18 protein-coding genes are annotated in these 20,604 nt (G+C 63.2%); 6 read left to right on the top strand and 12 right to left on the bottom strand.

Going from position 1 to position 20,604, the window contains the following annotated elements; all coding sequences use genetic code 11:
- Positions 1-36 precede the first annotated feature (36 nt).
- The 3 genes from VGN93_RS11135 to VGN93_RS11125 all read left to right on the top strand — a co-directional run bounded on the left by VGN93_RS11135 (position 37) and on the right by VGN93_RS11125 (position 2,821).
- Positions 37-1,368, top strand: coding sequence for a hemolysin family protein (locus VGN93_RS11135; RefSeq protein ID WP_319317021.1), 1,332 nt, complete (start codon positions 37-39; stop codon positions 1,366-1,368).
- A gap of 194 nt (positions 1,369-1,562) precedes the next feature.
- Positions 1,563-2,168 (top strand): transglutaminase-like cysteine peptidase, encoded by a 606-nt coding sequence (locus VGN93_RS11130; RefSeq protein ID WP_319317018.1) that lies wholly within the window; start codon positions 1,563-1,565, stop codon positions 2,166-2,168.
- 62 nt (positions 2,169-2,230) lie between these two features.
- Positions 2,231-2,821 (top strand): YqaA family protein, encoded by a 591-nt coding sequence (locus VGN93_RS11125; protein ID WP_327507567.1) that lies wholly within the window; start codon positions 2,231-2,233, stop codon positions 2,819-2,821.
- Positions 2,822-2,967: 146 nt separating this feature from the next.
- Here the strand turns inward: VGN93_RS11125 and VGN93_RS11120 are convergent, their stop codons facing one another.
- From VGN93_RS11120 to VGN93_RS11065, 12 genes are all read right to left on the bottom strand, one after another.
- A complete protein-coding gene (locus VGN93_RS11120; RefSeq protein ID WP_319317012.1) occupies positions 2,968-3,213 on the bottom strand; it encodes a MoaD/ThiS family protein in 246 nt (81 codons plus the stop codon).
- Positions 3,214-3,222: 9 nt separating this feature from the next.
- On the bottom strand, positions 3,223-5,475 hold the full coding sequence (locus tag VGN93_RS11115; protein WP_327507594.1) for a xanthine dehydrogenase family protein molybdopterin-binding subunit: 2,253 nt from the start codon (positions 5,473-5,475) through the stop codon (positions 3,223-3,225).
- A gap of 2 nt (positions 5,476-5,477) precedes the next feature.
- On the bottom strand, positions 5,478-5,954 hold the full coding sequence (locus tag VGN93_RS11110; RefSeq protein WP_319317009.1) for a (2Fe-2S)-binding protein: 477 nt from the start codon (positions 5,952-5,954) through the stop codon (positions 5,478-5,480).
- Entirely contained in the window at positions 5,954-6,814 is an 861-nt protein-coding gene (locus VGN93_RS11105; RefSeq protein WP_327507566.1) for a xanthine dehydrogenase family protein subunit M, read from the bottom strand. The genes VGN93_RS11110 and VGN93_RS11105 overlap by 1 nt, the downstream gene beginning before the upstream one ends.
- Before the next feature lie 408 nt (positions 6,815-7,222).
- A complete protein-coding gene (locus VGN93_RS11100) occupies positions 7,223-8,515 on the bottom strand; it encodes an amidohydrolase family protein (RefSeq protein ID WP_327507565.1) in 1,293 nt (430 codons plus the stop codon).
- Between the two features lie 15 nt (positions 8,516-8,530).
- On the bottom strand, positions 8,531-9,475 hold the full coding sequence (locus tag VGN93_RS11095) for an ABC transporter permease (protein WP_327507564.1): 945 nt from the start codon (positions 9,473-9,475) through the stop codon (positions 8,531-8,533).
- On the bottom strand, positions 9,472-10,521 hold the full coding sequence (locus tag VGN93_RS11090) for an ABC transporter permease (RefSeq protein ID WP_327507563.1): 1,050 nt from the start codon (positions 10,519-10,521) through the stop codon (positions 9,472-9,474). Before VGN93_RS11090 ends, VGN93_RS11095 begins: the two co-directional genes overlap by 4 nt.
- Positions 10,511-12,031, bottom strand: coding sequence for an ABC transporter ATP-binding protein (locus tag VGN93_RS11085; RefSeq protein WP_327507562.1), 1,521 nt, complete (start codon positions 12,029-12,031; stop codon positions 10,511-10,513). The genes VGN93_RS11090 and VGN93_RS11085 overlap by 11 nt, the downstream gene beginning before the upstream one ends.
- Positions 12,028-13,431 (bottom strand): amidase, encoded by a 1,404-nt coding sequence (locus tag VGN93_RS11080; protein ID WP_327507561.1) that lies wholly within the window; start codon positions 13,429-13,431, stop codon positions 12,028-12,030. Before VGN93_RS11080 ends, VGN93_RS11085 begins: the two co-directional genes overlap by 4 nt.
- Positions 13,432-13,439: 8 nt before the next feature.
- Positions 13,440-14,426, bottom strand: coding sequence for a BMP family protein (locus VGN93_RS11075; RefSeq protein WP_327507560.1), 987 nt, complete (start codon positions 14,424-14,426; stop codon positions 13,440-13,442).
- Positions 14,427-14,661: 235 nt separating this feature from the next.
- The gene (locus tag VGN93_RS11070; protein WP_327507559.1) at positions 14,662-15,717 is read right to left on the bottom strand and encodes an isopenicillin N synthase family dioxygenase; all 1,056 of its coding nucleotides are present in this window, start codon (positions 15,715-15,717) and stop codon (positions 14,662-14,664) included.
- Positions 15,714-16,673 carry a LysR family transcriptional regulator gene (locus VGN93_RS11065; RefSeq protein WP_327507558.1) on the bottom strand — a complete coding sequence of 320 codons (960 nt, stop codon included), beginning with the start codon at positions 16,671-16,673 and terminating at the stop codon, positions 15,714-15,716. The genes VGN93_RS11070 and VGN93_RS11065 overlap by 4 nt, the downstream gene beginning before the upstream one ends.
- Before the next feature lie 221 nt (positions 16,674-16,894).
- Here VGN93_RS11065 and VGN93_RS11060 point away from each other — a divergent pair, with 221 nt between their 5' ends.
- The 3 genes from VGN93_RS11060 to VGN93_RS11050 are packed head-to-tail and all read left to right on the top strand — an operon-like array spanning position 16,895 to position 20,599.
- Positions 16,895-18,001, top strand: coding sequence for a BMP family ABC transporter substrate-binding protein (locus tag VGN93_RS11060; RefSeq protein WP_327507557.1), 1,107 nt, complete (start codon positions 16,895-16,897; stop codon positions 17,999-18,001).
- Positions 17,998-19,551: an ABC transporter ATP-binding protein gene (locus VGN93_RS11055; protein ID WP_327507556.1), complete on the top strand. Its 1,554-nt coding sequence runs from the start codon at positions 17,998-18,000 to the stop codon at positions 19,549-19,551. Before VGN93_RS11060 ends, VGN93_RS11055 begins: the two co-directional genes overlap by 4 nt.
- Positions 19,544-20,599, top strand: coding sequence for an ABC transporter permease (locus tag VGN93_RS11050; protein WP_327507555.1), 1,056 nt, complete (start codon positions 19,544-19,546; stop codon positions 20,597-20,599). The genes VGN93_RS11055 and VGN93_RS11050 overlap by 8 nt, the downstream gene beginning before the upstream one ends.
- Positions 20,600-20,604: the final 5 nt, after the last annotated feature.

Raw genomic sequence — 20,604 nt, 5'->3', positions numbered from 1 at the left:
GGCGCACATTTCGCGCCGTTCTTTTGAGAGGAAATCATGCCTGACGGCGATGGCAGTAGTAATTTGACCGATATTCTTGGGATCGTATCGGTTCTTTTTCTCGTGGCTGCGAACGGTTTCTTCGTCGCGGCGGAGTTTTCCCTGGTAGCAGTTCGAAAAAGCCGGGTTGCCGAGCTTGTCATGGCCGGGCGGATGAACGCTTCCGTCCTTCAGCGGGCCATCGACAATCTCGATGCCAATCTGGCCGCTACCCAGCTCGGCATCACCATTTCCTCGCTCGCGCTCGGCTGGGTCGGCGAACCCGCACTGGCCCATCTGATCGAACCGCTCTTGAGCGCGCTTCCGTCTTCCATCGCCACGGCAAGTTCGCATGTGATCGCCGTTGTGATCTCCTTTGTCATCATCACCGCGTTGCATATCGTGCTGGGCGAGCTCGCGCCCAAGAGCCTTGCGCTTCAGCGTAGCGAGAGCACGGCGCTTGCTGTCGTCAGGCCGCTCGGCCTCTTTCTCTTCCTGCTCAAGCCCGCGATCGTCACGCTCAACGGGCTGGGCAATCTCGTGCTTCGGCTTTGCGGCTTGCGCCCCGGTTCCGGCGAAGAATCCCTGCATTCGGCCGAAGAGATTAAAATGCTTGTGGCCGCGAGCCAGGAAGCCGGCCTGCTTCAACATGGGCAGCAGGAGGTCGTCGATCGGGTTCTGAGTATTGGTGACCGCCCGATCGCCGACATCATGACGCCGCGTCGCGACGTCGAATGGGTCGATACAGACGACGACCGCGAGGAGATGCTGCGGACCATCCGCGAGTGCGAACATGAGCAGTTGCTGATCGCGCGCGGGAGCATTGACGAATTTCTGGGCATGATTTTCAAAAAGGATCTGCTCGATCAAGTGCTCAACGGTCAGGAACTCGACCCCATGGCTGTCATCCGCGAGCCCGTGACCGTTCACGAGGCGACCCCGATCTTCAAGGTACTGGATCGGTTCAAGAATGCTCCGGTACGCCTGGCGATCGTCATGGATGAATATGGCGGGATCGAAGGCGTCGTGACCCAAACCGACCTGCTCGAAGCCATCGCGGGCGACCTCCCGGACATGGAGGGAGAGGAGCCGGAAATCGTCAATCGCGAGGACGGTTCGTTGCTGATCGATGGCATGATGTCCGTGCACGATGCTTTCAGCCGGCTCGGCCTGCGAATGAAAGCGGGAGGAAGTTTCCACACCATCGCCGGCTTTGCGATCTTCCAGATCGGCCATCTCCCGAACGCCGGCGAGCGTTTCGACTATGAAGGCTGGCGCTTCGAGGTCATCGACATGGACGGCCGCCGGATCGACAAGTTGCTGGTGCGGCGGGTGGGTGAAACCGGCTGACCGCGTCGCCTGCGAGGCTTTGACGGACTTGGCAGTCGAGTCTGGTTTTGCCTCGCATGCATGCGGCCTAATTTAATACTCCCGCAAACATTTCCTGAATTTACTATTAAACTATCGATTAAATAGCGGCTTCCCGCCTGTTCGCGAAATAAATTTGCGATCCCTATGGTCTTCCCACCAATGGAGGGAAACCCATGAACCTGGCCATGAAGCTCTTTGGCGCCGCCGCCGCCGCCTTCGTCTTGCCTTTCTCCGGTGCTGCAAATGCAGTCTACCAGAGCATGCCGACGGGTGCCTATGCGGCACCACCGATCGGCCATTACGAGTTTTGCAAGCGGGTTCCCGTCAAATGCAGCATCCGAACCGCCAAGCCGAAGCCACTCGTCCTGACGCAGGAAACATGGCGGGAGCTGATCGAAATCAATAGCCGTGTCAACGCGGAGATCGTTCCGCAAACGGATATGGAGACCTGGGGACAGGAGGAATATTGGGCCTACCCCGTCAATGGCGCGGGTGACTGCGACGACATCGTTCTCGAGAAGCGGCGGCAATTGATCGACCGGGGTTTCCCGGTCAGCAATCTTCTGATCACGGTCGTCTTCCAGCCGAATGGCGAAGGCCATGCGGTCCTGACGGTCACAACCGATCGAGGCGACTTCATCCTCGACAATCTGCAGGCGCGCATCTTGCGCTGGAGCGAGACCGCATACCGTTTCCACAAACGTCAATCGGCGACGGATACGAGGAAATGGGTCGAGATCGAGAAACGCGATGGCGACTTGGTCGGCAGCATCCGGTAATTCCTCCTCTCGCCATGTCCATGATTCGATGGGCCGTGGACAGCAAGAGATAAGGGCAACCGATGTTTCGATCTTTGTATGACTGGACGATATCCCTCGCAGGACGAAAATCGTCTGAAAAATGGCTCGCAGTCGTCGCGTTTGTCGAAAGCTCCATATTCCTCGTGCCGGCGGATGTGCTTTTCGTACCCATGGCCTTCGCCCGGCCCGATCGCGTTTGGCGTTACGCGTTTGTCGCCACCGTCGCATCCGTGCTCGGCGGCGTCGCCGGGTGGTTCCTTGGTTATTATGCCTTCGAGACCGTCGCCAAACCGGTGCTGGAATTCTATGGCAAGCTCGACGCCTTCAACCAATTGAGCCAGTCTGTCGATCTCTCGACGATCATTTTGCTCCTTATCACATCAGGGTTCGCGCATCTGCCGCCGATCAAGGTCGTGACCATTCTGTCCGGCGTCGCGCATGTGAATCTATGGCTGTTTATCGTTTCGGCCGTGGTCGCGCGTGGCGCGCGTTTCATGCTCCTGGCCTGGCTGTTGCAGCGCTACGGCGAATCCGTCCGCGACTTCATCGAACGCCGGCTGACGCAGCTTGCAATGGCGGCATGCGCGGTGGCAATTTTCTCCTTCGTCGCCTACCGGTATGTTGCTCACTAGAGTTATGTTCCGAGTCCGGGATCGAACACCTAGGTGTGTGGTCCCAGGCTGTGATGGTGCGTCAGAGCCAGTTCCCGGTGCAAATCAACAGTGGCTGGCCCGACGGCATTTTGATTCTTTCCGACCAGATCGCGAACGCACCCGATTCAGCCGCCGGCCAGTCTAGGCAACAGGTAGATTTCTGCTCCCGCTGGTAGTTCCTTCGACCATGTGTCGCGATAGATCGTCCCGTCTATCGCAACCGCAATCCCTCGATCCATCAGTGGCGTGAGCCCAGGGAACCGTTCACTCAACCTCTTGAACAGTTCCCTGATGTTTTTTGCCTCGACCTCGACCTTGCTGTTGCCCTCGGCCGCTGCGGCGAGCGCACCCCAGAGCGTCACCTCGACCATCGGGCCTCCTTATGCTTCGAGCGCTGCCAGGATCCGTGGCGGCGACATGGGGATATGCCGCATGCGCACTCCCACGGCATTGGACACTGCATTCGCCACCGCCGCGAGCGGAGGGACGATGGACGTTTCCCCGACGCCGCGAACCCCATAGGGATGGTTGGGGTTGGGAATTTCCAGGATCTGTGTGTCTATCATGGGCAGGTCCGAACACACGGGAATGCGGTAGTCGAGAAAGCCGGCATTCTGCAGTCGACCATCCTTGCCGTAGATATATTCTTCGTTGAGCGCCCAGCCGATGCCTTGTGCGGCGCCGCCTTGATACTGCCCTTCGACATAGGTCGGATGCACGGCTTTGCCGGCGTCCTGCACCACCGTGTAGCGTATGACCTTGCTTGCCCCGGTTTCGGGATCGACCTCGATATCGCAGATGTGGGTCGCGAAGGATACGCCGGCGCCGTCGGCCACGATCTCGCTATGACCGGCAATCGGGCCGCCCGTGGTGCCCGATGCGGCCGCAATATCCTTGAGGGACAGATTTGGAAGGTTTCCGTGCGTCTGGCCCCTGGCGACGGCATGGCCCTTTTCCCAAGCCACATCCTCGGCAGGAATGTCCCACATCTGCGCGGCGCGCGCTCGGAGGATTTTGATTGCGTTGCGGGCGGCGGAGATCGTGGCCATCGAGGACGAGAAGGTGCCGCGGCTGCCGTCGGTCATATCATTGTAGCCGAGGCTTGACGTATCGGCGATCACCGCTCTGACCTGCGCGTAGTCGATCCCGAGTTCCTCTGCTGCCACCAGCGAGAGGGATGCGCGCGAACCACCCACATCCACCGTGCCGACCGCGAGCGAGACCGTGCCGTCCATTCCGATGTTCAGATCGGCACAGGTCTGGCCGCCAAAGTTGAACCAGAAGCCGCACGCCATGCCACGCCCCTGGTTCTCGCCAAGGGGTGCCTTCATGTGCGGGTGGTTTTTCACGGCCTCCAGTGTCGGGCCGATGCCAATCGGACCATAGACGGGACCGTAGGATGCCTTGGTCCCTTCCTGTGCCGCGTTCTGGATACGGAAGTCCACAGCGTCCATGCCGACCTTCTTGGCAAGTTCGTCGATGGCGCTTTCTACGGCAAACGCCGCCATCGGCGCCGAAGGCGCACGGTATGCCGCAGTCTTCGGCCGGTTTACCAGCACTTCGTAGCCGACGGTCCTGACATTCTCGAGCTTGTAGCAGGCAAATGCGGTCATGGCGCCGACCTCGGCCCACGATCCTGCATAGGGACCGCACGAATAGCGAAGCGTCGCATCGGCGGCGACGATCGTTCCGTCCTTCAGCGCGCCGATTTTCACGTCGATCGACGTGGCACTGGTCGGACCGGTTGCGCGAAACACCTCGTCACGCGTCATGACCAGCTTGACCGGCCTGCCGGCCTTGCGCGACAGCGCGAGCGCGACCGGTTCAGCCCAGACATGGGTCTTGCCGCCGAAGCCGCCGCCGATTTCCGATGACGTCACGCGCAGCCGGGAGGCGTCCATGCCGAGCAGCTGTGCGCAATGTTGGCGATAGACGAAGTGGCCCTGCGTGCAAACCCAAAGTTCCGCCGTGCCGTCCGCACTGACATTGGCCACGCAGGCGTGAGGTTCGATATAGCCCTGATGCGTCTGTTCGGTCTTGAACGTCAGTTCGACCACGAAGTCGGCCCTTGCCATGCCGGCATCGACGTCACCGTGCCCGAACTGGCTCCGCATCGAGATATTCGAAGCGCGATCGGGTCTGGGGTCCACGCCGGCTGTGATCATCGTGTCGTTGACGAGTGGAGAACCTGCTGCAAATGCCTGGTCAACGTCGGTGACGTGCGGCAGGAGTTCATACTCGACCTCAATGAGCTTGAGTGCCTGTTTTGCGGTAGGTGCATCGATTGCCGCCACTGCGGCCACGGCGTGACCATCGTACAGCGCCTTCTTGCGCGCCATACAGTTGTCGAGAATGTCATACATCGCCGCGTCGCCGTCGGTGAGGTCCGGCAGGTCCGCCGCCGTCACCACGGCCTTCACGCCGGGAAGTTGCTCGGCCTTCGACGTGTCGATCTTACGAATGATGGCATGGGGGTGCGGGCTTCGCAGTATCCGTCCGACCAATTGGCCGGGCATGCTGAAATCGGCGCCGTATCGCGCGCGGCCCGTCACCTTGTCGACGCCGTCCGGCCGGATGGGCCTCGTGCCCACGGAAGAGAAGTTTCGTGTCGTGTGGCTGGGATCAAAATCCATGGTCATGCTCCTCTCATAACGCTGGCGGCGTCCTGAACGGCACGCACGATTTTGTCATAACCGGTGCAACGACAGAGATTTCCGGCGAGGCCGAAGCGTATTTCCTCTTCCGTCGGATCCGGGTTTTTCGCCAGCAGATCCTTGGCGGCGATGAGGAAGCCTGGCGTACAGATCCCACACTGCAAGGCGGCATGTTCAAGGAACTTCTGCTGCAGCGGATGAAGCTTGTCGCCCTCTGCCATGCCCTCGACAGTGGCGATATGCCGGCCTTCTGCCTCCGCCCCGAGCACGAGACAGGAGCAGACCAGCCGATCGTCGAGAATAATGCTGCAGGCGCCGCAGTCGCCCGTGCCGCACCCTTCCTTCACCCCCATCAGTCCCAGACGATCGCGCAACACGTCAAGCAGCGTCTCGTCGGGATAACAGAGGAACTCGGCATGATCGCCATTGATTGTCGTCGAAACCGCTATGCCTGCCATCACTTCTGTCCTGCACGTTGATAGGCGGTCTGTGCGACCCGTTTGGCCAGCACGCCCGCGACTTTCTTTCGGAATTCCACAGTGCCCCGCTTGTCGTCTATCGGGCGACAGGCGCCGGAACAGGCCTCGGCAAGGCGGTCCAGCGTCCGCTCGTCGAGGCGGGAGCCAACCAGGATCCTGGCGGCCTCTTCGACCAGAAGCACGGTCGGTGCCGCCGCGCCGAGCGCAACGCGCGCTGTCTCGACGACGCCCTGATCATCAAGGGTGAGATTGACCGCGGCACTGACGACGGCGATGTCCATCTCGCTGCGCGGCGTGAACCGTTGATAGGCGTCGCCCGAGTGTGGCGGGCGCTTGTCGAGCAGAATGGCTTCGATGATCTCGCCGGGCGCAAGGGATGTCCTGCCGGGTCCGACCGGCACCATTTCGACAGCAATCGTGCGGGAGCCGGCTGGCCCTCGGATCAGAGCCTTGGCGCCGGCCGCAACCAATGCCGGTACGCTGTCAGCCGCCGGGGACGCGTTGCAGAGGTTTCCGACTATGGTGCAGCGTCCCTGCACTTGCTTGGAGCCGATCAGTCTGGCTCCTTCCACCACGCCGGGCCAAGCGCGCCGGAGTGCCGCATTCTCGCCGAGGACCGCGCAAGATACAGCGGCGCCGATCACGAACCCTTCGTCATTTTCGGTGATACGTCCCAAGGCGTCTATGGCCTTGATGTCGACGACGAGGTCAGGCTCGATAAAGCCACCCTTCATTCTCACCAGCAGATCGCTTCCGCCGGCCAGCACCGCGGCATTGCCTGATGCCCCTGCCAACAGGCCGATGGCATCCTCTAACGAATTCGGGCGAACATAGCGCAAGGGAAGCTCCTCAAGATTACCTCGTATGAAAGAGGCATATATTCGTTCAACGCGGCCCGCCACCTTCCGGGTTAAACGCTTGTCCGTCAATGCTATAAAACCGAAGGGGCGGCTGCAATCCGGTAAAGCGCCCACAGAAGGTAAACCCAGCTATGGAGGCGCTAGCTGCAACTATGCGATTTGCCGTGCAGTTGCAAAGTTTCAATCCGGCCAGGATATCGAGCCCGAACATGATGATGGCGATTTCCCGCTGTCCCGCCGTGTGGGATCTCAATTCGAGCCGCGCAACGTCGGAAGAGCCGCACGAGATGGCGTGCACGTACCATGGTGCGCGCGAGAATGAAGCGCTTCAAGTCATAAGGACATCCCGTGGTTCTACGAAGCTACCTCAGCATCAGCTCTTCACGGCTACCCATTGTTCGGCACGTAGTCGCGGCCCGGATCGATGCTCGCCGGCCGGCCGTCGAGGAAGAGTTCGCCGATCCGCGGCGCGCTGCGTGAAATCACCTTGCCGCCCTTGACCACGGCCAGGCGGGTCGGCTTCAGCCGCAGCGCCTCGATGACGTCGGCGGCCTGGAGCACGATCAGGTCGGCCTTGCAGCCCACCTCGAGACCGTAGCCGTCAAGGCCCATGGTCCTTGCCGAATTGACGGTAAGCGCCTCGAAGATCCTCTTCTTGTCCTCGATTCCGCCCATCTGTGCCACATGGATCGCCATATGGCCGACTTCGAGCATGTCGGCAGAGCCCATCGAATACCAGGGATCCATGGTGCAGTCCTGGCCGAAGGATACGTTGAGCCCGGCGGCCATCAGTTCGCGCACCCGCGTCATGCCGCGCCGCTTCGGATAGGTGTCGTGGCGGCCCTGCAGCATGATGTTGATCAGCGGATTCGGGATGACGTTGATCTCGGCTTCCGCCATCAGCGGGATGAGCTTCGAGACGTAGTAGTTGTCCATGGAGTGCATGGAGGTCAGGTGGGAACCGGCCACGCGTCCCTGCAGGCCGTGGCGTACCGTTTCCGCCGCCAGCGTCTCGATGTGGCGGGACATCGGATCGTCGGTCTCGTCGCAATGGATGTCGACCGGCAGGCCCCGCTCGGCCGCGATCCGGCACAGCGCCTCGAGCGAACGTCGTCCCTCGTCCATCGTGCGTTCGAAATGCGGAATGCCGCCGACGATATCGAGCCCCATGTCGAGGGCGCGCTTCAGCGATGCCTCGCCTTCGGGCGCGCGGTAGTAGCCGTCCTGCGGAAAGGCGACGAGTTGCAGCGTGATATAGGGTGCCACCCGTTCGCGGACCTCGATCAGCGCCTCGGCCGTGACGAGGCGCGGGTCGGACGTGTCGACATGGCTGCGAATGAAGAGCAGGCCCTGGCTGACGGCGAGATCGCAGTAGCGCAGCGCGCGCTCGACCAGGGCTTCCTTCGTCAGAAGCGGCCGCAACTCGCCCCAGAGCGCGATGCCTTCGAGCAGCGTGCCGGAGACATTCATGCGCGGCATGCCGAGCGACAGCGTTGCATCCATGTGAAAATGCGGATCACAGAAGGGCGGGCTTGCCAGCCGCCCGGTCGCATCGATCTCCTCGCCGGCGACGGCATCGATCCGCTTCTCGATGGTCGCGATGATGCCGTCCTTGAGGCCGATGTCGAACCCTTGGCGGCCGTCGGGCAGGTTGGCATTGCGGATAATGAGATCGAACATGGTGTTATCTTTCGTTCAGCGCTCGCCGCGCCGATAGGGTTGCATGAGGGCCTGCGGTACGCGGGCGCGTCTGGCCATGACAGCCAGCGCCGCGATCGACAGGACGTATGGGATCATCAGGAAGAGCTGGTAGGGGACCACGCCGCCCAGAACTGTCTGGAGCCGCAGCTGGAAGCCGTCGAAGAAGGCGAAGAGCAGGGCGCCGAGCAGGGCTCGCTGCGGCCGCCAGGAGGCGAAGACCACAAGCGCGATGCAGATCCAGCCGCGCCCCTGAACCATGGTCGGGAAGAAGCTGTTGAAGGCCGACAGCGTCAGGAACGCGCCGGCCATGCCCATCAGCGCGCTGCCGGCAATCACCGCTCCGTAGCGAACCACCATGGGGTTGATGCCCTGCGCTTCTGCGGCATGCGGATTTTCGCCGGTCATGCGGATCGCAAGGCCCAGCGGCGTGCGGAACACGAGGTAGGCGAGCGCCAGCGCGATCAGGATCGCGGCATAGGTCGGCGGGGTCTGGCTGAAGACGGCCTGGCCAAGAAACGGGAGGTCGCTCAGGCCCGGAATGCGGATGGGCTGGAAGGGCGTGATCGTCGGGGGCGTGCCGGCGACCGGCACGAGAAGGCGAAAGACATAATAGCTGAAGCTCGAGGCAAAGAGCGTGACACCGAGGCCGGAGACATGCTGCGACAGGCCAAGCGTGACGGTCAATGCCGCATGCAGCACGCCGAACAGCCCGCCGGCGATCCCCGCGACGAGGAAGCCCGTCCAGAGGTCCGCGCCGTTATAGACGGCCAGCCAGCCGATCATCGCGCCGAAGGTCATGATGCCCTCGATGCCGAGATTGAGGACACCTGCGCGCTCGCACAGAAGCGCGCCGAGCGTGCCGAGGATCAGCGGTGTCGCGATGCGCAGGACGGCCGCCCACAGGCCGGCGGACGCGATGATGTCGAACACGGCGCTCATCGGCGGATCCTGTACTGGGTGAAGAAGACGGCGATGAGCATCGTCAGGAGCGAGAGGGCGACGATGACATCGGCGATATAACTCGGAATGCCCATGGCGCGGCTCATGCCGTCCGCGCCGACGAACATCGTGGCGGTGAAGAGGCCGGCAACGACGACCCCGAGCGGGTTGAGGTTGGCAAGCATCGCCACGACGATGCCGGAATAGCCGTAGCCCGGCGACAGGTCGGTTGTCACATAGCCCTTGACGCCCATGACCTCGACGGCGCCCGCCAGTCCCGCCAGTCCGCCGGACAGGCAGGCGACGACCACAAGCGTGCGGCCGAGCGGAACGCCAGCGAATACCGCGCCCTGCGAGTTAAGGCCGGCGGCGCGCGACTGTATGCCGAACACCGTGCGCGACTGGACGAAGGCCAGCACAAAGGCCAGCATCACGGCGATGACGAGGCCGAGATTGAGGCGCGAACGGGCGAGAAGCTTCGGCAACATCGCGACGTCGGTCACCGATTGCGATTGCGGCCAGCCGAATGCCGTCGGGTCCTTCAGGACCGTGTCGATGAGCATGGACACGAAGAGGACGGCGACGAAGTTGAGAAGCAGCGTCGTGACGACCTCGTCGACCGAAAAGCGCAGCCTGAGCCACAGCGGCACCAGAAGCAGGATCATGCCCGCGACCGCGCCCATGATGAGCAGCGCCGGGATCTGCAAGGCGGACGGCCAGGTGCCGATGAAGTGTGAGCTCGCCCAGGCGACCGTGATCGCGCCGAGATAGAGCTGTCCTTCGCCTCCGATGTTCCACAACCGCGCGCGAAAGGCGACGGCGGCCGCAAGGCCGGTGAGGATCAGGGGCGTGGCGCGGGTCAGCGTTTCCGTCGCCGAGAGACGCGAGCCGTAGGCACCCTTCAGAATGTTCCAGTAGGCTTCGAAAACCGGTGCACCGGCAATCGCGATGAGGATGCCGGCAATCGCCAGCGCGGCGACGACCGCGATCAGCGGCGTCGCGATGACCAGCGCGACCGGCCTGTGTTCGCGTCGTTCAAACCGCATGTGCCGTCTCGCCTTCCCATTCGCCGGCCATCATCAGGCCCAGTCTGCGCGTAGAAGCCTCTTCTGCCGGTATCGGCGGGGAGAGCCTGCCGCCGACGATGGCCTGGATACGGTCGGCGAGTGCCATCACCTCGTCGAGGTCTTCCGAAATCACCAGCACCGCCGTGCCCTGCCGCCGCGCGTCGAGGATGCGTTCGTGGACCGCAGCCACCGCGCCTTCGTCCAGCCCGCGGGCCGGCTGCGCGGCTACCAGGATGCGTGGCCGATCGATCAGGTTTCGTCCGAGGATCAATTTCTGCATGTTGCCGCCGGAGAGCAGCCGGGTGCGGCTTGCCGGTGATCCGCCGCGAACGTCGAAGGCATCGATGATCGTCTGGGCAAAGACCATGCCCGCCCGGCGATCCACCAGCCCGTGCCGGGAAAAGGCCGGCAGCCGCTCCAGCACCGCGTTTTCCCAGATGGCCATCTCACCGATGGCACCATCCTTGTTGCGGTCTTCCGGAATGCGGCCGATCCCTGCGGAGACCACGTCCTCGACGCTCAGCGCTTCGATAGGATGCCCGAACAGAAGCAGATCGCCGCTGGCCTTTGCGGCAGTGCCTGACAGCAGCTGTGCCAACGCCGCCTGGCCGTTGCCGGACACGCCGATGATGCCGAGCACCTCGCCGGCGCGCAGCCGGAAGTCCACGGACTTCAGCCGGTCGACTTGGCCGATCCTGACGGTGACGGCGGCGGCCTCCAGTACCACGTCGCCGGGCTCCGATGGCTCGCGCACCGGTCGCGACACCGCACGGCCGACCATCAGTTCGGCCAGTTCCGGCTTGCTGGTCTCGGATGCGCGGCGCTCTGCAACGTGGCGTCCGCCGCGCAGGACGACGATCCGGTCCGCGGTCGACATCACCTCGTCCAGCTTGTGGGAGATGAAGATCAGCGACAGTCCCTGGGCCGCCATGTCCTTCAGCGTGGCAAACAGCCGTTCGGCCTCGATCTGCGTCAGGACCGCCGTCGGTTCGTCGAGAACAAGGATGCGCGCCTCGTTGTAGAGCGCCTTCAGGATTTCGACGCGCTGCTGCTCGCCGACCGACAGGTCGCCAAGCCGCGCGTCCGGATCGACTTTCAGCCCGAACCGTTCCGAAATCGCCAGCAACTTCGCCCGCGCCTCGCGGCGGCGGGAGCGCGGCGACCACAGGCTTTCGGTGCCGGTGGTGACATTTTCCAGCACGGTCAGGTTGGGAGCCAGCGCGAAATGCTGGTGCACCATGCCGATGCCCGCGCGGATGGCGGCACGCGGCCGGCCGGCCGGCAGTTCTTTTCCGTCCACCATGACGCGGCCGCTGTCGGGCACGTAGTGGCCGAAGAGGATGCTCATCAGCGTCGTCTTGCCCGCACCGTTCTCGCCCAGCAGGGCAACGATTTCGCCCCTGTCCAGCGACAGCGAGATGTTGTCGTTGGCAAGGGTCTGGCCGAAGCGCTTGCTGACGCCCTCGATCTGAAGAACGGGTGTGCTCATGCGGGCCATCCTGCGATCGGGAAACGGTGCTGCCAGCGGCCATCCTGCTCCAGAAGGCCGGCAAGCCGCAAGAGCAGCGCCTCCGCGCCCATCGGCGCCATCAGTTGCACCGGTAGCGGCAGGCCCGCGGCATCGGCGCCGAAGGGCAGGGTAAGCGCCGGGAAGCCGGAAGCATTGGCGATCGCCGCAAGGGGCGCAAAGGCGGCCATACGCTCGAAATGGAGGTCCGTGTCCCTGTGCTCGCTTGGAAAGGAGCCAACCGGGCACGGCGCGGAGGCAATGATCGGGCTGATGAGGCAGTCGATGTCGTCGAAGAGCCGCCACAGGTCACGGCTGACCAGCACCATCGCGTTGAGGCTCTGCCACAGGCTCCGCGCCGACAGGGACAGGCCGCGCTCGATGACGGCCTGCGTCAATGGTTCGGTCTTGCCGGCATCCAGATCAAAGCGAACGATCGTGTCGGCGAGATTGAGACAGACGATGTCGACGAAGGCGCGACGGCTTGCCGATGCCAGGCCGTCCACGGCCTTGAACGAGATGGGGACGAGCTGGTGGCCGGCAGCCTCCAATGCGCGTGCAGCCTCCTCGATGACCGCCTGCCGCGCCGCGTCCGTCGGATGGTCGGCGCCGGTGTCGCGCAGCACGCCGATCCGCAGCCGCCCATCCCGCTGCTTCTGCATTTCAACCGGCGGAAACGGGCCGCGTGCCGTGCCGGAAAGCGCTGTCAGTGCCGCTGCGGTATCGCGCACGGAGCGCGTCACGGCAAGTTCCGTGGCGATGCCGCCCAGATGATTGCCGAAATGCGGCCCCGCCGGCATCAGTCCACGGCTGGGCTTGAGACCGACGAGCCCGCAACAGGCGGCCGGAACGCGGATGGAGCCGCCGGCGTCGGTGGCATGGGCGATTGCGACGATGCCGGCCGCAACGGCGGCCGCAGCACCACCTGAGGAGCCGCCGGCCGAAAGGTCAGGGGCCAACGGGTTGCGCGCGATCGGGCCGGTTGCCGGTTCGCTGGCGAGCGACAGGCCGAATTCGGGACTTGTGGTGAGGCCGAAAAGACAGAGGCCAGCGGCACGGAAACGCTCGGCAAGGTCGGAATCCACCAATCCGCCGCGCCGTGTCATCAGGCGCGATCCCGCGGTCGTCGGAAAACCGGTGAACGGCCCGCCGAGATCCTTGCCGAGCGTCGGCACGCCGGAGAAGGGCAGCGCGCGGCGCGCCTCGTACGGCAGGGCATCGATGGCGTCAGCCGCCTCAAACCCCTTCTCCGCATCTCGATAGGCGACTGCGCCCAGAGTTTCCCAGGCCGAAGATGCCGAAAGGGAGGCCTTCATGGCCTCCCGGCTGGTGGTCCGGCCTGCTGCAATCGCCTGCGCCAGCGCTGTTGCATCCGCCTGCATGGAACCGTTTACTTCGGTTCGTCCATGACGCGCGGGACTTCGAACGTACCCGCCTTGATCTCGGCGCGCTTGGCTTCCATCGCGGCTTCCGCGTCAGCAGGCGCCACGCCCTTGACGAAGACGATGTCGCTGCCGCCTTCCTTCATCAGGCCGTAGGCGGTGTAGTCGCGGCCGGTCGGCTTGCCGGCAGCCACGTCGGCGAGCGCCGCGTTCAGGATCGGGCGGAAGTTCCACAGCGCATTGGCAAAGACCGTGTCGGGATAGCGCGGCGTGTAGTCGATCAGCGACCCGACTGACTTGATGCCGCGCTCCTTGGCGGCGTCCGCGGTGCCGATGCGCTCGCCGAACAGGATGTCGGCGCCGGCATCGATCTGGGCAAGGCCGGCTTCGCGGGCCTTCGGCGGGTCGAAGAAGGTGCCGATGAAGGTGACGAGGTGCTTGGCATCCGGATTGACCGCCTTCACGCCGGCGCTGAAGGCATTGATCAGCATGTTGACTTCCGGGATCGGCATCGCGCCGACGGAGCCCACGACGTTCGACTTCGTCATCTTGCCTGCGAGCATGCCGGCGAGATAGGCGCCGTCGAAGTTCCAGGTGCCGAACACGCCGAAATTGTCGCCGGCTTCCTTGCCGCTCGATCCCATGACGAAGGCCGTCTCAGGATAGTCGGCGGCCACTTCGCGCGCCTGCTTCTCGACGGGAAAGGTTTCACCGATGACGAGCTTCGCGCCCTGTTCGGCATATTCGCGCATCGCGCGCGGATAGTCGGTACCGGAGACGCCTTCGGAGAAGACGTACTCGATAGCGCCTTCGGCTGCTGCATCCTGGAGCGCCTTGTGCAGGACCGAATTCCAAGCGTTTTCCACCGGCGACCCGTGGATGCCGGCGACCTTGACGGGGGCGGCAGCGCGCACGGAAGGGACGAGTGCGGAGGCACTTAAAGCGAGGCCGGAGGCAAGCACCCGGCGGCGGGAGATAAGCAGTTTGTCGATCATCGATGAGTTCCCCGGTTTTTTTACCAATTGATAAATCGATAGCGATTGCACATTTTGAAGTCAAGAAAACAAGGTGGCTTCTAAATAGGCATGTTCTGTTAGCCGTACGGGCGTGCGCGGCTTGCGCGGCTACTGTCGTGGCAGCAGCGCGCCGTCTTGAGCCTTGGGGTTCGTGGCTAGAGCAAGCTGGCGCGACCGCTGTCCCTCGTGGGGAAGGCGGTCGCGCCCGATCGGATCAAGCGATGGCTTCCTGCTTCTGGGCTTCGGCATAATGGGCGAACGTCGCGGCGAACCGGCCGTTGACATAATCGCCCGATGTCACCGGCTCGTATTTTGCCGGGTGATCCTCATCGACGCAGCTCGGCAGCGCTTCGAGCACCGTGTCGTAGTTGGGGCCGAAGAAGAACGGGATGGAATAGCGCTCCTTGCCGGAACGGTTGATCGCCCGATGCACCGTGGACGCGAACAGATCGTTGGTCCAGCGTGCCATCTGGTCGCCGATATTGACGACGAAGCAGCCTGGAATCGGATCGGCGGCGATCCATTCGCCGGAAGCGTTCAGAACCTGGAGGGCCGAAATGCCTTCCTTCTGGGCGAGAATGGTGAAGCACTCATAGTCCGAATGCGCGCCGATACCGATCTGGCGGTCATCGATCTCGCCGAACTGCGGCGGGTAGTGCAGAACGCGCAGGGTCGCGAGCGGCTTGTCCACCATGGAGTCGAAATAGGTTTCCTCGAGCCCGAGCGACAGCGAGAAGGCATGCAGCAGGTGGCCGCTGAGCTTCAGCATCTCGACGTGATAGGCTTCGAGCGCGGCGCGGAATTCCGGCTGATCCGCAGGCCACTGGTTCGGGCCGTAGAGTACCTTGCCGGCCAGCACGTCGGGATCGTCCGCCGGAACGTCGAGCGCGATATCGAAGGACTGGTGCAGGTCGCCGCGGGCGGTGGGGTCGGTATTCTCCTCCAGCATCGCCGCATAGCCGCGATTGTTCCTGGACTTCGAGACGTGGTTCTGCATCTTCACGTCGTCGGGCAACGCGAAATAATCCTCGGCCACATCAAACGTCTTCTGGATGACCTCCTGCGGGACGTGGTGGCTCTTGATGTACAGGAACCCGACTTCCGTGCAGGCCTTGCGCAACTCTTCCGCCAGCCTTTCCTTGGCGGCGGCGTCACCGCTGAACATCGGCTCAAGGTCGATGATCGGAATCTTGTCGAAGCTGACGCGCTGCGGGTCCAGCCCGCCATTCTTCATGACGCGAACGCCGTTTCCGGTCTCCAGTGCTTTCATGGTGCTGTTCCCTTTTTTTGTTGGCTCGGATCGTGGATCGCTTCCACGTAGTAGCGCGGCCCGACAAAGATAAAGCCGGGCGAGAAGTAGCGGCGGCAGACATCCATGAATGCCGCCATCTTGCGTGAACGGGCGTGAGGCCGGGTGACGCGTATGCTCACGCGCCGTTCCGCCGAGGTCCAATCGGGCAGGAGCGGCACAAGATGGCCACGCTCGCACTCGATGTCGGTGAAGAAGTGCGGAAGGTAGGCGATGCCTTCTCCCGCCACGGCGAAATATTTGATCGTCCAGAAATCGTTGGCGATCAGGCTGGAGCGCGGCAGGATGCTTTCCTGCGCGCTGCCCTTCTGCAGCCGCCAGTGCTGAAGGCCACGAGGCGTGCGGTAAAGGATACCCTGGTGATCGGTGAGATCGGCGGGAGATGCCGGCATGCCCATGCGATCGATATAGCTCTGGCTGGCGAAAAGAGCGAAAGTCGCGGTGGAGAGCGTTTCACCATCTGCCTCCCCGTCGTCCCAGGATATCACCGCATCCAGCATGTCGAGGCTTTCGGCGGCGTAGAGGACGTGGGGCGAGAAAAACGTCAACTCGATATCGACATTCGGATAGAGCCTGCGGAACACGATCAGCATCTGCGCATAAAAGGCCGTGCCGAACTCACCCGTTGCGCCGATGCGCAAGGTGCCGGCGACATCGTCCGACGGCTCCGTGACGGCGGCTCTCGCCGTGTCGCAACTTTGCAGGATCTGACGGGCGTGCACCAGCAGGGTCTGGCCTTCTTCCGTCAGCAGCAGGTTGCGTCCCGAACGCTCGAAAAGCGCGACGTTCAAATCCGCCTCAAGCTGCTTGATCCGCAGGCTGAGCGTCGACTTCGGCAATCCGTAAAGCTTCGCCGCGGCCGACAGCGAACGCAGTTCCGCAATCTTGACGAAAGAAGCCAATGCCTCGGTGTTCACGTCTGATCGTCCATAATCTTGAACAAAATGCCGAAAATTTGAGCATGATTATTTTTGTTGCATGAACGACCGTAATGGGATTTCATGCACTGCACAAGAGCCAAATCCGCTTTTGAAAATCCGGAATGAACGTCAGCGACGACGTTGCTCGAACGGGCCTTCGCCCGACGGGAGACGTGTGTCCAAAGTAAACGACGTCAGCAAAAACAAGGGGAACCGACATGACAGACACCAAATTTCCGAAGGCCCGAGCGGCCTGTCTCGCTGCCGCGATGTCGCTTCTGGCTTCGTCCACGGCCTGGGGCTTCACGCTCGATGGCCCGCCGAAGGTCGCCTTCATATATGGCAGCGCAGCATTGGACGGCGGCTGGAACGAGGCACTCGAAGCTGGCCGCAAGGCCGTCGAGGAGCAGCTCCAGATCGAAGTGGCCGTGACCGAGAACATCCCGGAGGAGGCCACCAAGCTCCGGGCCGCGATCGACCTCTATGTGAAGCGCGGGTTCAACATCATCGTCGGCACGACCTACGGCTACAGCGCTCCGATGGCTGAAGCCGCGAAGGCCTATCCGAACGTCGCGTTCCTGAGCGCCTCGGGCACCGAAAACGGCCCGAACATGGAAAGCTTCTACGCCCGTACCTATCAGGGCTGGTATCTCGCCGGCATCGCCGCCGCCCAGGCCACCAAGACCAAGAAGATCGGCATCCTCGCCGGCTTCCCGGTCGGCGTGGTCAACTGGGACATCAACAGTTTCGCTCTCGGCGCCCGCTCGGTCGATCCCGACATCGAAACCATCGCGGTGTTCACGAACTCCTGGTGGGATCCGGTGAAGGAAGGCCAGGTGGCGCAGGCGATTCTCGACCAGAAGGCCGACGTGCTCGCGACCAACCTCTCCGCCACCTCTCCGCTCGACGTCGCGGAGAAGGCGGACACGCCTTCGTTCGGCTTCCAGCTCGACATGTCGCACGCCGCGCCGAAGACCATCCAGACCTCGGTCGTCTTTCGCTGGGAAAAATATCTCGTACCGACGATCAAGGAAATCATCGACGGGAGCTGGAAGCCCGAGGAATTCGGCGCCTTCGAGGGCATGGACAAGGGTGTGATCGATCTCGCGCCGTTCGGCCCCGGCGTCTCCGACGAGACCAAGGCGAAGATCGAGGCTGCCAAGCAGCAGATCATTGCCGGCACGCTCGATCCGTTCCAGGGCCCGATCAACAAGCAGGATGGCTCCGTGCTCGTCAAAGCCGGGAGCAAGCTGGACGACGGTGCCTTGTGGTCGATGGATTACTTCGTCGAGGGCATCACCGGCACAATGCCGGCGAAGCAATGATCGATACGCCGTATCAACCGGCCGGCCGGGAGTATCTTTCTCCCGGCACACCGCCGGCGCTTGACCTCAAGGGCATCGACAAAGCCTTCGACGGCAAGCCGGCGCTGGTCGATGCGTCCTTCCGCCTCGAATGGGGCGAAGTGCACGCGATCGTCGGCGAGAACGGCGCGGGCAAGTCGACATTGATGAATGTCGCCGCCGGCGTCTACGCGGCCGACCGCGGAGAGCAGACGATAGATGGGGAAGCCAGGAGCCCGCGCAGTCCGATGGAGGCCACGGCGGCTGGCCTCGGCATGGTGCATCAGCATTTCCGGCTCGTGCAGAGTTTCACCGTTTCTGAAAATATACTCCTGAGCCTTGGCCGCGACAGCAGGATTCGCACGCCGGCACAGGCCGCGGCGGCCATCGCCGCAAAGGCCGCTGAAGTCGGCCTGCCCGTGGACCCTGCCAGGGTCGTTGCGGATCTCTCGACAGCCGAGCGTCAACGCGTCGAGATCGTACGCGTTCTGTTGCTGGGCGCCCGCATCCTCATTCTCGATGAACCGACCGCGGTGCTGAGCGAGGAGGAGGCAAAGATGCTGCTCTCCTTCGTCCGGTGTCTGGCGCGGCAGGGCCACGCCGTCGTGCTGATCACGCACAAGTTCCGCGAGGTTGCCGGCTTCTGCGACCGCATCACCATCATGCGGCACGGCAAGACGGTGATGGCGGGGGCGCCGGTTGCCGATATCGGCGAGGGCGAGGTCGCGCGGCTGATGGTCGGCGAGGCGCTTGCCGTGAGCGAACGCCCTCTGTCAAGTTCTGGTGCCGTCAATCTCAGTGTATCGGGCCTGACCCAGAAACCCGGCCGTTTCGGACAGGGGCTGAATGCCCTGAATTTCGAACTTCATGCCGGCGAAGTGCTCGGTATCGCGGGCGTCGGTGGCAACGGACAGGAAGAGCTGGTGGCCTGTCTGACCGGACTGTCAAGACCGGATCAGGGCTCTATCCGTCTCGGTGGTCGTGATCTTGCGGGTGCGTCGCCTTATGAACGGCGACAGGCCGGCCTGCGCATCATCCCATCCGACCGTTTCGAGACCGGCCTCGTTCGCGAGCTGTCCATCGCCGAAAATCTCGCTCTGACGCAGGTCGCGAAGGGTAATTTCGGCGGGCCTTTCTTTCTCGACCGCAAGGGTATGCGGCGTGCTGCCATCGCGGCGATTCAGAGCTTCGATATCAGGGGGGCCTCGCCGGAGCGCACCGCAGCACTCCTGTCGGGCGGCAACGCGCAGAAGGTCCTGTTGGCGCGCGAACTCGACGCCGGCATGAAGGTGCTGGTCGCACATTCCCCTTCGCGTGGCCTCGATATGAAGGCCACGCTATTCGTTCGCAATGCCATCAAGCAGGCCGTCGAAGGCGGCGCGGCCTGTCTTCTGATCAGCGAGGATCTCAACGAGGTCCTGTCGCTATCCCATCGCGTCGCCGTCATGAACAGGGGAGCCATCGCCGGCTGTCGTGCGATCGGCGATGTTACCCCCGAATGGATTGGAGCGCTGCTCGCCGGCCATGTTTGATGCTGCGTTTCTTGTTCGCCGGCAAGCGCCGGGCCTGCTGCTTTCCGGCGCGTGTTACGCGGGCGGGTTGTTCGTCGGCCTTGCCGTTTCCGCGTTCCTTCTCGTGCAGGCCGGCGTGCCGGCCGATGCGCTTGTCGACGAGTTTCTCGTCGCGTCCTTTCTGACGTCGGATGGTCTTTCCCAGACGCTGACCGCGGCCCTGCCGCTCGTCCTCGTCGGCCTGGCCTCGGCGGTCGCCATGCGCGTGCGGTTCTGGAACATCGGCATCGAGGGCCAGCTCTGGCTCGGGGCGATTGCCGCCACCTGGGTGGCGCTGGACGGGATCGGCCCGGAGCCATTGCGGCTACCGCTGATGCTGGTCCTTGGTGCCGTCTTCGGTGCCGCCTGGATCGCGCTGCCCCTTTGGCTCAAGCTGAAGTGGGGCGTCAACGAGGTGATCTCGACGCTGTTGCTGGGCAGCATTGCCTTTCTTATCGTGCAGCACCTGCTGTTCGGCGTCTGGCGCGATCCGGCGACGAATTTCCCCGTGACCGCGGCTTTTCCAGAGGCCTCTCGCTTTACCGCCACGGGCTGGGGCCAGCTGCATTACGGTTTCCTGCTCGTCGGCGCGGTGACCGCCGCGCTCTGGTATCTGCTCGACTATACAAGGCTCGGTTTCTACGCCGATGCCGTCGGCCACAATATAAAGACGGCGCGGGCGGCGGGATTGCCGGTCGGAGCAACGATCGCCGGACTCGTGCTGCTTTCCGGCGCGCTTTCAGGCCTCGCCGGCGTGACGATCATCGCCGGCACGGAACACCGGCTGAACCAGGTGGTCGGCAATGGCTATCTGTTCAGCGCCATCGTCGTCGCCTATCTTGCCCGCGCCAAGCCGGTCTGGGTGCTCGTCGTGGCGCTCGCGCTCGGCGCGGTCTTCACCGCCGGCAACGTGCTGAAGGTGTTTTACTCCATATCCGAAGGCATGATCGTGCTTGTGCAGGGAACCGTGCTCATCTCGATTTTGATGGCGCAGTTCTTCAGCACCTACGCGCTCAGCCGGCCGAGCTGAAGAAA

Source organism: Shinella sp. (assembly GCF_035998705.1).
Classification (GTDB): Bacteria; Pseudomonadota; Alphaproteobacteria; order Rhizobiales; family Rhizobiaceae; genus Shinella.
This window is presented reverse-complemented; position numbering and strand designations above follow the sequence as displayed.